Source organism: Campylobacter sp., from assembly GCF_019423325.1.
Taxonomy (GTDB): domain Bacteria; phylum Campylobacterota; class Campylobacteria; order Campylobacterales; family Campylobacteraceae; genus Campylobacter_B.
The window spans coordinates 376,202-388,907 of sequence record NZ_JAHZBQ010000003.1; the positions used below are offsets into that span (position 1 = coordinate 376,202).

General features: G+C 45.8%; 10 protein-coding genes and 1 pseudogene. 3 read left to right on the top strand and 8 right to left on the bottom strand.

Features of this window, described 5'->3' with window-relative positions; all coding sequences use genetic code 11:
• Positions 1-364 precede the first annotated feature (364 nt).
• The gene (locus QZ367_RS09640; RefSeq protein WP_291940124.1) at positions 365-1,045 is read right to left on the bottom strand and encodes a tetratricopeptide repeat protein; all 681 of its coding nucleotides are present in this window, start codon (positions 1,043-1,045) and stop codon (positions 365-367) included.
• Positions 1,046-1,235: 190 nt separating this feature from the next.
• On the opposite strand from QZ367_RS09640, the gene murI reads away from it, so the two are divergent.
• Positions 1,236-2,438, top strand: coding sequence for a glutamate racemase (gene murI / locus QZ367_RS09645; RefSeq protein WP_291940126.1), 1,203 nt, complete (start codon positions 1,236-1,238; stop codon positions 2,436-2,438).
• Between the two features lie 700 nt (positions 2,439-3,138).
• Here the strand turns inward: murI and QZ367_RS09650 are convergent.
• From QZ367_RS09650 to QZ367_RS09660, 3 genes are all read right to left on the bottom strand, one after another.
• A complete protein-coding gene (locus tag QZ367_RS09650; RefSeq protein WP_291940128.1) occupies positions 3,139-3,501 on the bottom strand; it encodes an EexN family lipoprotein in 363 nt (120 codons plus the stop codon).
• A 309-nt stretch (positions 3,502-3,810) separates the two neighbouring features.
• On the bottom strand, positions 3,811-5,505 hold the full coding sequence (locus tag QZ367_RS09655) for a Na+/H+ antiporter NhaC family protein (protein WP_291940130.1): 1,695 nt from the start codon (positions 5,503-5,505) through the stop codon (positions 3,811-3,813).
• Between the two features lie 16 nt (positions 5,506-5,521).
• Positions 5,522-6,268, bottom strand: coding sequence for an SDR family NAD(P)-dependent oxidoreductase (locus tag QZ367_RS09660; protein ID WP_291940132.1), 747 nt, complete (start codon positions 6,266-6,268; stop codon positions 5,522-5,524).
• Between the two features lie 243 nt (positions 6,269-6,511).
• Between QZ367_RS09660 and QZ367_RS09665 the strand changes: the two genes are divergently transcribed.
• Positions 6,512-7,207, top strand: coding sequence for a hypothetical protein (locus QZ367_RS09665; protein WP_291940134.1), 696 nt, complete (start codon positions 6,512-6,514; stop codon positions 7,205-7,207).
• A 596-nt stretch (positions 7,208-7,803) separates the two neighbouring features.
• Here the strand turns inward: QZ367_RS09665 and QZ367_RS09670 are convergent.
• The 4 genes from QZ367_RS09670 to QZ367_RS09685 form a co-directional block, all read right to left on the bottom strand.
• Positions 7,804-8,346, bottom strand: coding sequence for a DJ-1 family glyoxalase III (locus QZ367_RS09670; RefSeq protein ID WP_291940136.1), 543 nt, complete (start codon positions 8,344-8,346; stop codon positions 7,804-7,806).
• A 10-nt stretch (positions 8,347-8,356) separates the two neighbouring features.
• Positions 8,357-8,938, bottom strand: a complete 582-nt coding sequence (locus tag QZ367_RS09675; RefSeq protein ID WP_291940138.1) for a cytochrome c — start codon at positions 8,936-8,938, stop codon at positions 8,357-8,359.
• A 75-nt stretch (positions 8,939-9,013) separates the two neighbouring features.
• Positions 9,014-10,219, bottom strand: a complete 1,206-nt coding sequence (locus QZ367_RS09680; RefSeq protein WP_291940140.1) for an OprD family outer membrane porin — start codon at positions 10,217-10,219, stop codon at positions 9,014-9,016.
• A gap of 791 nt (positions 10,220-11,010) precedes the next feature.
• Positions 11,011-11,397: a hypothetical protein gene (locus tag QZ367_RS09685; RefSeq protein WP_291940142.1), complete on the bottom strand. Its 387-nt coding sequence runs from the start codon at positions 11,395-11,397 to the stop codon at positions 11,011-11,013.
• A gap of 267 nt (positions 11,398-11,664) precedes the next feature.
• Between QZ367_RS09685 and QZ367_RS09690 the strand changes: the two are divergent.
• Positions 11,665-12,103 (top strand): annotated as a pseudogene (locus QZ367_RS09690) (EamA family transporter).
• Positions 12,104-12,706 lie beyond the last annotated feature (603 nt).

A 12,706-nucleotide genomic window follows, 5' to 3' on the forward strand; every position in this document is an offset into this window, starting at 1 on the left:
TGAAGCTTTATACGCGCGACTGCGTAAATTCCAACCTTGCAATTCTACATTTCGTCCGATCCGTGCAGAGGCGAAGCGCATAAGATTTCATAAATTCTAACTTAAAATTTTGCTGCGTACCAATCCACGCTTTTGGCACGCATTTGCTTATGACAAATCTGCCTCTTTATTTTAACGCTTTGCTCGCGCCAAAATCTGTGCAGGATCCGTGTAAATTTACGTTAAATTCTGCCGCATATCACCCGACTATTTAAAATTTTATCGTCGCTTTAAATTTGCTTACATTTTAAATTTAAACGCCTTTATATGCAGCCGAATTTTAAGGCGCGGCCGACATATATTGTACCGGTTGTAACTCGGCGCGCTATTTTAGTAGCTCATACATATCGCAGGATTTTTGCCAAGTATCCTTCAATTCCGTCATATTAGGAAGGTCAAGATAAGAGCTATTTTTGCCTGAATCACAAGCTTTCTTGTAATACTGCGCAGCTTTACTTTTATCTTTTTCGACGTAATGGTTAAAAACCGCAAAATTGTAGCAATTCAGTAATTCGCCTGCTATGTCGCAACCTTTTTTATAATAAACCTGCTGTCTTACCGCATCCATTTTAACGCCATCTCCATTGCCGTACATCTCTGCCAACATAGCGCATGCTAGTCCATTTCCTCTGTCGCAAGCTTTGTCATAATAAATTACCGCTTTTGATATATCTTTTTCGACTCCGTCTCCGTCCTTATACATGGCCCCTAATAATGCGCAATCAAGAGCGTCTCCAGAGTCGCATTTTTTTTCAAAATACTCGACGGCTTTTTTTGGATCTTCTTGCATCATTACGCCCGAGGCTCCGAGACAACCGAGCTTATTTCCGCCGTTACAAGCTTTTTCAAATAGTTTTAGCTTTTTTGCGTTATCCTTACATTGCAATCCTGCCTCGGCGCAAGATTTCATATTGCCGTCATTGCACTCTTTTTCTAGCATCTCAAGCTCGGACGCTCCTAACGCAAAGCAAGCGGCGAGCGCCAACGCAAATAGCGATTTTTTCATTTAGTATCCTTTCCGGGTAAAATTTGGCTAATTCTACCCCCCCCCCCTAAAAAATTAATTAAATTTATCGCGAATTTTAAAAAGGCGGCGAGAATTTAACGGCTACAGAGCCGCTAAAGCCGCTCAAAATTTAAATTTTACCCGAATTGGGCTATAATCCCTTTTTCGAAATTTAACCTTGGACAAAGATTTGAAAATAGCGTTTTTTGACTCGGGTATCGGCGGGCTGAGCGTGCTCGCCGAGGCTCTGCAGCGGTTTAGCGGGGCGGAGTTTTTGTATTTTGCCGACGAGGATCACGTCCCCTACGGCACAAAAAGTAGGGCCGAGATCGTGCGGCTGAGCCTCGATGCGGTCGGGTTTTTGGTCGCGCACGGCGCGAACGGGGTCGTCGTTGCTTGCAATACCGCCACGAGTGCGGCTATCTCGGAGCTTCGCGGCGCATTTAGCGTGCCCGTCATCGGTATGGAGCCCGCCGTCAAGCTCGCTGCGGACAGCTTCGGCGCGCGCCCGACGCTGCTCATCGCCACGCCGCTAACGATCGCGGGTGAGAAGCTCGCTCGCCTCGTGGGGCGACTGGAGTGCGAGACGTGGAACCTACCGCTGCCTAGCCTCGTGGAGTTTGCGCAGGATTTAGAGTTTGACTCGCCCACGGTTCGGACCTATCTGCGGGAGGAACTGGCTAAATTTGAACTTAAGCGCCTCGGTTCGCTCGTGCTTGGTTGCACGCATTTTAACTATTTCAAGGACGTTTTGCGCGAAATTTTGCCGCCGCACGTGCGCATCATCGACGGCATCGACGGCACGCTAAATCGCCTTGCAAGCGAGCTGGGCGGAGGGCTAAAGCTTGCGCGCGGCGAGGATTATTCGGCGCAGGCGACTAAATTTAACGCAGGCGGTGGCTTAGAATTCGATACGAATTCATTGGCGCAAGTCGGTAAATTTGAGGCACAAGGGCGAGGCGCGGGCGGCGGACAGAGCATAAAGGGTAAGAGCAAGCAAGACGAGGGGGTCGATAAAAGCGCTCGCAGCGAGCAGGACGCAGGAGGGGGCAACGAAAGCTATGTCGGCAAAAATAATGCAGAAGAGTGCGGCAAGAGCGGCGGAGGGTCGGCAGGCGATGCGCACGACGTAGAGCAGTGCGGCGAAGACAAACGCCGCATGTCGCCGCGCGCCGTAGATGCGAATTCGCAGCTCAAGCTTTATTCTCGAGGCGGCGCGGATTTGTCCTTGGAATTTAAGCCGAGAGGCGAAGGAACGGGCATTTCGCGAGTGAATTATCCAAACGGCAACAGCGTGGAATATTTTTGCTCGGGTAGGGCGCTAGATGCGGCGCAGCTGCGCAAGGTGGAACTATTTTTAAAACGGCTTGATGCGATGCGAGGGATTAGCTAGGCAGCGCGCCTATGCGCCGCAGCGCGGATTGAAATTTTATCACATCGCGGATCGCACCACGCAAATTAAAATTCTAGCGCATCGCAGATTGTGCCGTGAAAGTTAAAATTTTGATGCGCTATAAATCGCAGCGCAGACTTAAAATTTCGCCGTGCGAAAATTTAACTCGGCTCGGCGATTTAGAAGCGGCTTCGCAACGGCGTGCGAGCAATGGTGTCTCGCTACCACCCGGCGCGCGAAAATTAAAATTTGACGGGGCAAGACACCGTCATTGCTACTCCTTTAAATTATATAGCGTAAACCGAGATTGCCGTATGTGAGGAGATACCTCGCCGCACGAATTATCGCCGTAGATTTGAAATTTTAAATTTAGACTAGAGCGCGGATAAAGTGCGCGAGAGAGGTTAAAATTTAGTGCACCGCGCAAACCGCCGCCGAGAGAAATTTAGACTAGGCGCACGGCGTAAATTTTAAAATGATTAAATTCTAAGGCGCCGCGCAGCCCATAAATCTTTTCTGTGATAGCCAAGCCCGCAGGCTTTAAATTTGAAATTCCAAAATCCGTAAAGCAAGATTTTGCGCCGTATCATTTCGGAGGCGAGATTTATACTGCAAAATTCAGCGCCGCGCAGAGTGAATTAAAATGTATTAATACCGTAAGAGAGGAGCGGTTTTGATCTTAGGCTGATACCAAAATAATTTATCGTGCTTGATTTTCCAAAAAGCCCCTTAATTTCATATTGCCATTAGCCTCTTTTGCATTCATCAAATTACTATACTCAACGCTATTTTTATCTGCCGGCTCTTTCTCTTTATATTTTTCTATGATAGCCTTAGCTTCGTCCAAGTGTTCCATATAATACTTGACCGAATACGCCATACCCTTTTCCTCTACGACAGTTTTGGCGTTCAAGCAATTTTTATATGAGTTGCTTCCGTCTTTTAAAGTATTGAAATCACACTTTGCGTAAACCTCTTTAGCCTCATTTAGATGAATATCGTAATATTCCTTGGTCTTTACCTCGGTATCGTCACCGCAACCAACTAATAAAGCAGCTAACACCCCCCCCAGAGGAACATTTTGGGATTTTTCATTTCATTCTCCTTATTTGAAATTTATCGGTATTTTACTATCCGTTTACTTTAAAAATTTTAAATTGCGTGCGGCCGCGCCGTTTTAACGCGGCTAGTTAAATTTAGCTTTTAAAATTTGCCCGCGCTTTTTGAAATTTCGTTTTAAAATTTTACTTGCGCGACGGAATTTTACAGAGTGAAATTCCGCGAGCCAGATTAGAATTTCGCCCAGCAGAATTCCGCATCGCTGCGGAATTCGGAAGCGGAAGGCAAAAGCGAAATTTAAAAATTTACAGAGCTACTCCTCTATCTTTTTGCCTGCAAATCGCACGAGAGCCCACGTAACGGCAAATCCCATCGGTAGCGCGATCCAGACGCTAAGTCCTAGCGCTACGGGCAGATAGCCCGCCACCACGGCGACCGCGCCGACGGATAGAGCGTAAGGCATCTGCGTCTTTACGTGCTCGATATGATCGCAGCCTGCGCCCATCGACGAAAGGATCGTGGTATCCGAAATCGGCGAGCAGTGATCGCCGAAAATCGCGCCGGTTAGCACGCCCGAGATATTTACGATCATATAGGCGTGAAGCGCGTCGCCCGAAAGCCCGTAGTGTAGCCCCACGGCGTTTGCCAAAGGTATGGCAAGCGGCATTAAAATTCCCATCGTGCCGTAACTCGTGCCCGTCGAAAAGCTAATGAACGAACCCAGCACAAAAATCGCTACCGGAAGCAAGAATTTCGGCGTGTTTTGACTTAGCATATCGACCAGATAGCGCGAGGTGCCGAGCTCTTTGATGACAGAGCTGAGCGACCAGGCAAGCAGCAAGATCACGATCGTAACGATCATCGTCTTCCACCCCTTGATCCACGTAGAGATCGCCTCTCTGACGTCAAAAATTTTGCGGTAAACGCTCATAAATATAGACACGACCGTAGCAAGAAGCGCCGCTTGAAAAAGCGCGACCGACGAGTTTGCGTTGCCGAAGGTCGCCTGAAGCGTTGCAAAGCTTAGCGGAGCGGCTTTTGCGGCTGCGAGAGCATCGCCTTGCAGCTTGCTTAGCCCGCTAAAATAAAAGCTCGCAAATGCGCCGCAGATTAGCACTATAAGCGGGATAACGGCGTTTGAAGCCTGCGGCTTGATCCCCTCTTTGGGCTCTAGCGTTTTATCTTCTAGCTCGGCGATGTTAGAATTTTTAGAGTGGATTTCGCCGCTCGCTGCGCGCCTTTCGGCAGAGAGCATCGGCCCGAAATCCCTGCGCATGAACGCCACGTAAACTACGAAAGCGAGCATGAAAAGATTGTAGAAGCGATACGGCATGGTTTGCACGAAGATCGAGAAGGCGTTTACGTTTTGCACGCCGATCTGATCATATCCCGCTCTTATCAGAGAGACTTCGAGACCTACCCAGGTAGAAATTAGCGCGATACCCGCAATCGGTGCGGCGGTAGCGTCGATGATGAAGGCGAGCTTTTCGCGGCTAACTCTAAATTTATCGGTGATCGGCCGCATGACGGGGCCTACGATCAGGGCATTTGCGTAGTCGTCGAAAAATACGAAAAGACCCATAACCCACGTCGAAATTTGCGCCGAGATACCCGTTTTAGCGCGCTTGCTAATCCAAAGCGCCACGGCTTTCGTGCCGCCCGTCCTGCTAATCAGCGCGACCACGCCGCCGATACAAAGCACCTGCAAAAGCACGCCCGCGTTGCCTTTGCTAGCCATCGAGCCCACCACGCGCGCGACCAGATCAGTAAAGCTGCCCACAAGCGCGGAGATTGGATTATCACCCACGACGGCGAGCATATAAGTGCCGCTAAAAACGCCGATGAAAAGCGATAAAATCACCTCTTTGGTGATAAAGGCAAGCGCGATCGCCACGACGGGCGGTACCAGCGTCCAGATGCCGAAAAGCTCGGCGTTATGCTGCCTGGTCGCATCATCCACCGCAAATGCGGCAACCGATAAAAACATTAGTAATAGAATTTTTTTCATTTTCTCGCCTTAAAATTTAATGCTTTTCGATAAAAAGCCCAGCCCAGCTCTGCTGCGTCGCCATCGCCTCTACGACGTTGATATTTACTCGGTGCGGCATCGCTAGGCAGTTTAGCACGATCTGCGCGATATCCTCTGGTAGGATCGCATCGACTCCCTCATACACGGCCGCGGCGCGCGCTACATCGCCTTTAAAGCGCACCTCGCTAAACTCGCTCTTGCAGATTCCAGGAGCGATCTCCGTCACGCGGATGCCCGTGCCGCGCAGGTCGTTGCGGATATTGCGGCTAAACTGCTTGATAAACGCCTTGCTCGCGCCGTAAACGTGGCTACCCGGATAGGGCCACGCGCCCGCAGTCGAGCCGAGATTGAAGATATAGCCGCTACCGCGCGCGATCATCAGCGGCAGCACCGCCTTGGTCGAATACAGCACGCCTTTGATATTCGTATCGACCATCGTCTCCAAATCCTCTACGGGCGTCTGCGCGATCCCCTCAAGCCCGAGCGCAAGACCCGCGTTATTTACGAGCACCTCGACATCTTTGAAATTTTCAGGCAGCGCGCTTACGGCATCAAACACCGCAGCTTTATCGCGAATATCCGCGGCGATAATGTGCGTGTTGCCTAGCTCGCCGGCTAGCTTTTGCAGCCGCTCTTTGCGCCGCCCGAGTGCTATGATCTTATAGCCCTGCGCGCTAAGCGCCCTAGCGATCGCCTCGCCAAAGCCGCTCGTAGCGCCCGTGATGAATGCCGTATTTTTCATATGATCCCCTTTGCGTAAAATTTTAAATTTAGCGCAATGATAACGCAAAACGAATTTAGAATTTATGAATTTTATCTTGCGGCGCGGGCGAGGATGAAATAATGCGAAAACATTGGGCGTACTTCGAGCGCGCACGAGCTCGCGATCGGCAGTGGATTCGGCGAGCACACGGCTAAATTTAAAATTTTGCGCCGTTCGTTTGTCGCGGTTTGCTATAATTACCTAAATTGAGGAAAAAGGCAAATGAGCAAATTTATACGATTTATCCTTGTTGGTATCTGTGTTTGCGCCACTTATGCGGGTCTTAAATATGCTTTTATACTCTTTATCACGTGGCTCATGTTTAGTGGGATATATTTTGACGGGCCGGGTGCACTGCTCGGCATACCGCTCACGTTTTTAAGCTCGTCGGTTATATTTGATTATTATTGTATTGCGCTAGGCTCTCATCTGCTCTTTTTATCGCTGCTTAAAGGGCGCGACGTGAAAACGCGGTGGATTTTACCTTTATTTTTTCTCATAACGCTCGCGTTTTGTAGCTTTTGCGTCTTAATCGGGCACGAAGATTATCAGCGCATAAACGCGCTTTTTGCACTCTTGCTTATCTCTCCTTTTACGCTCATCGCATACGCCATCGTTACGACCGTAATCCTTGCCAAAAATAAAATTTCGGATTATTATCCGGTCTTAATCGCGATAATTTTTGTGCCCATTCATGCCGCCAGCATAGGGATATGGGGATTAGAACGGATATATTTTGGAGTGTTTCTAAACGCGACGATACTGGGGATTTTTTATTTCACGGCGAAAATCGGGCGCGTAAATTTGATCGCACACAGACCCGTACCCGACAAAACGCAAAATTCTAAAGACCGCGTTATCAAAACAATACAAAGCAGCGCGACATTTTTAAACGACGATATTTTAAAGAAGCGCTAAATTTTATCCTTTTTTAAGAATTCTACATAACGCTTTTGTCTCGCACTACAAGCTTATATTCTTCCCGATAAATCTGAGCTTTACCGACAAAACCTTCAAAAACTGCGCCGTTTTGCCTCTTGACACATTGACGTCGCTATTTGATCAAATTTATATCCAGCGCGATCTTATCGTTTTTGATCACGCCGATACCCTTGTTTAGCACGTTTTGCGCGATCTGTTCAGCTTCAGCTAGCGAGTGCATCGCGAAGATGCCGCACTAAAATTTATTCAGCTCAGCGATGCCCTCTTGAGGATACGCCTAAAATATTTCATGCTCGCGCTCCACACCGCTATGACGGTAAAGCTTGGTTTAGATAGCAACTACCCCAATAAAATTTCATCTGTTGCCCATAAAACCTTTTGCGTTTTTCGATTTAGAATTTGGGTTGTGAGAATTTCATTTGTCGTTTGCAGATACTCAGAATAAATATTGTGGCTATTTTATACGTGCAGAATAAGATAAAATTTGTAGTTCTCAGGTGCGCCAAAATCAGCATACCTCGTTTTATAAGTGACAAAATAAAGCGCGCTGGAATCGGTTCCTACTTGAAATTTTATTTAAAAAGCAAATCGGATTTTAGCTTGGAATAAACCTGCTCGCCTTTTAGCTCGCGGACGATTTGCAGTGCGAATTCCATCGCAGTAGCGGGACCTTTCGAAGTCATTATATTTTGATCTTTTACGACATTCGCCGAATTCGTATAGCCTAGGTGGGCGATCTGATTTTCAAAGCCTGGATAACAAGTGTAAGAGCTTTTTAGCACACCCGCGGTAGCTAGCGCCCACGGAGCAGCACATATTGCGCCAATTTTTGTATTATTTGCATCAAAGTCACGTAGAATCTTACCGAGCGTCGCGCTTTTGGCTAAATTCTCCGCACCGGGCAAGCCTCCCGGTAAAACTATCATAGAAAATTCAGACACCTTAATATCATCCAAAATTTCATCCGCCACAAGCTCGATGCCGTGCGTACCGCGGACGCATTTTTTCTCTAAGCCCACGGCTAGAGCATCAATATCCGCGCGTCTTAAAATATCAATGATACTTATCGCCTCGAGCTCCTCAAATCCGTTAGCTAAAACTACTGCCACTTTCATAGCATACCCCCTATTTTAGATACGAGCCCTGCTCACTAGGGGCAGTGGAGATATCGGTATTACCACTAGCGCGAGATGGGCTATCATATAAGAATTCATCGTCGCCTTTTAGATAGCCGATGATATAGCCAACTTCTTCAGCGGTGGTTTTGGCAGCGATAGGCTGCATAATATACTTCATCTTTTTGCCATATTGCCCGTCGGAGGTGTAGCTTGAGATCGCGATTGCAATCTCCTTCGCGCTTAGATCTTTTAGCTTACGAGAGCTGCCATAGGCGCGCTTCTGTCCTTCTGAGCCGTGGCAAGAAGCACAGTTGGCATCGTAGATTACCTTACCTTTTTCTTTGATATAGTTGATGTTACGATTTATTTTTGTGCCTCCGCTGATAATGTTGCCTTTGGCATTAGGGGTATTTTTGTAGATATTTACGGTTACATTTTCATCTTTAGAATGCTTTTCGATCAGGGATTTTAGCTCTTTGGCAAACTCACCTTTGGCTTCGAATACATACGTATCATCGCCTGCTTTATCTGCAGCATTTAAATTAAAGGCAAAAAAACATGCTAAAAAAGAAATTTTAAAAATTTTCATAGAAAACCTTGATTTAGAATTTAAAAAGGGCGAAGCAAAAGCTTCGCCCTAATTTTACCCGTATAAGGTAAATAATTAGAAGCTGTATTTAGCCTCAAATCTTATGCGATCTTTTTTCTCATCAAGACCGCCAGCAGCATCGTCAATCTTATAGTGAGAATACCAAGTTTTGAAGCTTAGCTTTTCATTATATTTATAAGAAATTCTACCTACTACTTCGTATGCATTATCACCATCTGCTTTACCATCTAGGTAATCGGCACCGATTCTGATACCAGTATCGGGGATAGTATAGCCTGCTACTACATACCAATAGTGGTTCTCGCCAGTAAAGCTTCTATAATCTAGTAACTCTTCACCTGGGCTGATGAAAGAGCCTTGATCTTCAAAAGATACAAAAGAAACTTTATCTTTATCATCAGGTTCAAATTTTAAATAACCTGCAGCTAAATCAACGCCAAAGAAACCAGCATTAGCTTCTGCAGCCCAGAAATCTGCATCACTAGCACCCGCATCTTTATAATCACCGTCAAAATCAGAGAATGCATACTGACCTTTTACGCCAAGATTAAAATCATCAGAGATATCAAAGTTTAGAGCTAGTTCTGCAGCGAAAAGCTGTGTTACGTCCTCTAGAGCATTATACCATAGCTGGAAAGATACCGGATCGTATGAGCCCATAAATCCTATACCGTATAGATTATGATCAGTAGTTAGTTTATTATCTACCGCTGCCCCCCAATCAAGGCTTGAAATATCTCCATCATTCTCTAAAGAATCCATCCAAAAGCCGCTAATTGTCAAGCCCTCGATATCGGTACTAGTAATCTTAACACCGTCTCCATACATATCATCAGTAAAGAACGAGCCTATGCCTTGGCGACCGACTGCGATTGTAGTACCGCCCACAGTGTATCCTAAGTAAGCTTTAGCGATATCGAAATCGGAATCTAGATCTTCTCTTCTTGAGCCATATAAACCATGATATTGGCTATTCGAAGAAGAAGCGGATTCGCCATGATCTTCATCCATAAATCTAACCCCTACTACACCAAAGAAGTTATCGTCGATTTTAGCTTTAAAATCTACTTCCGATTTAAACTGCCAAACACCCCTATTGCTATCTCTTTGATTCTTTCTGTGATCGTGGGTATATCTCATACGAGCGTATCCGTTTAGATCCACATCTTTGATAGCTTCCTCTAACGGAACAGCACTTGCACTCATAGCAAGAGCACCTGCAGCGACTGCTGCCGCTAAACTAAGTTTAACTAGTTTCATTTTGAACTCCTTTAAAAGTTTGTAAGCGCAATAGTAGCACAAAATGACAAATTATATGCTTAAAATAGGCTGAAAAATACTAAAATTTTACCAAATTGTTACCGAGTATTTACCGAAAACCCAAATTTAACGGGTATAAAAAAAGCGAGACCCACACAGGCCTCGCCGATTATTGAAAGGAGTTCTAATTTCGATGTGTGGATTATATCAGGCTGCGGTAAACAGACGGCAACACCTCTTTCATGCGGGAGAAATTTCATAAAATTTTACGATGTGAAATTTTATGAATGAAATTTCAAGATACGAAATTCGCAAAGCGTGGGTTTTAGAAATCTACGCGGCATCTTATCAGCGGAGAATACGGCACTGAAAACGAGCAGTACGCGAAAAACTGCGAGAAAGAAAATTTATAAGAATTTCGCAATCAAAATTCTAGCGCTAGCTGTATTTCTATAATATAGAATTTTGCGGACAAAATGGCACTATGCAGCAAGGAATTTAAGCGCGAAAGCAAGTGGATATAAAACGCTAACCGAGCCATAGAAGCAAGACGCGCAGCGCAGAATTCTGTGAAATATAAAATTCCACAACTTATAAAATATAAAATTTATGCAGGCAATCGCGTAAAGAATCAGCGGACTTTAAAGCATAAGCAAATCGCGCAAGTCCGCCATGATTAAGAACAGAAACTATTGCCTTCATAAGAGTATAGAGCAAACACAAAAACGTTTCACAAAGTAAAAGCAGGCTCGCTTACCTTAAAGGGTGGAGCATCTAAAAATCGCGTAGGATTAAAAGCTGATATTTTCGCTCTCCGGTACAGCAATAGCGTCGTTTTTATGCATTTGTTTGGTCTCGATTTTACCGATATCATAAGCGCGCGGAGCAACGGAACCTGCCTTGCGCGAGATGATTCGCATATCGGTGATAGCGCCTGAGGTGGTACTTATGTAGGCAGTATCTCCCGCAGCCGCATAATATTTGCTTGCGCGAGCGGTGTATAGCTCGCCGCTGGATAGGTCTTTAAACGTATATACGTAAGCTGTGGAGCTTTGGCGAGTGTAGTTTACGATCTCGGATTTGAGCGAGCGTAAGTTGCCTGCAGGCGTCGGAGCGGTGCTTACGGCGCAGCCTGCGATGCCAAGAGCCAAAAGTGCGGAAAATATGAAATTTTTCATTCAGTCTCCTTAATTCGTAAAATTTGAACTTTTAGAGTAGTAGGTTTGGGCTTAAAGTTTGCTTTTTTGAGAGGCATCGGAGTGGAATTTAAACGACTATGGATGCGCTTGCGTCGCTGGCATTTGTTTTTGAGGAGCATTGAAGTGGAATTTAAACAGATCTCTCTTAGCGTTAGGCGAAGCGAGAATGCGCTTTTGGCGATTTTTCTATATAAGTGAGGCAGAATTTAGCAGTAATCGCGAGCGAGACTTGGTAGTCGCGTCTAAATCAAACACGGTAGAACTTTAGCTTCTTTTACCTGGCTAGCTTGCATCAGCACTCTTTGCGGCGCTGACTGCGATATTTGCAAAAATCGGGCTTGAAGGCATCAACTCTCACTTCGCAACTTTTATCCGCACGATCATCATCGCCCTATGTCTCGCCATATTCTTGCGCTACGCTAAAGCCTGGCAGCCGTTATCGAGCCTAACCCCTCGCAACTGGGTATTTTTGATACTAAGCGGGCTGGCTACGGGTGCATCGTGGCTAGCGTATTTCAAAGCCCTACAAATCGGCAAAGCCTATCAAGTAGCACCGATCGATAAACTAAGCGTAGTACTCGTTGTGATCATCGCCGTGATCTTTTTAGGCGAGCGCCCGAGTCTTCGCGAATGGCTTGCGCTAGCACTCATCGGCACAGGCGTGATAATACTAGCATTTAAATAGGGTAAAATTTGCCCTAAACCTATCTCTTGTGGTCTTTTTAAGCGCCACTCTCGCACTACGCTATACACTTTGATCAGATAAACCCACTGCCGCTTCTGCAAAATTGCCGCCCTAAACCGCTATGATTTCTTATGGCTTGACTTTAGCCTACACGATTTCTAGGCATTATCTGAAACGCGCCGGTAATCGATTTGCCGATACCTTGCTGTAGTTAGGCGGTCTTTAAGGTAATTTTAGTTCTGCTTAAAAGCAGTGAGATTAAAATTTATGAGAAATCAAGAATTTACACCTTAAAATTCCAAAAAATATCGACTCGCCGTACCATAAAATAAAATCGCATCCGCAAGTTTAAATCGAACTGTAAACTTCTAAATCTACAGTATGGTTGATCACAAGCTAATTACGCAAGATGCGAATTGAAATCTTGCACACTTCCATAGCTCCGCCTAAATCTATATACTTGCTGCCTAACCCTTGCAATCGCCGCAAGCGCTAGGCTTATAGAATAATAAGCTAAGATCGGGAGAAATTACTCTCCCTTACCCTTCTTACCCCTCTTACCTTTAGCCTTAGATGGTCCCTCTTCTTTAGCTTCGTCTTTCA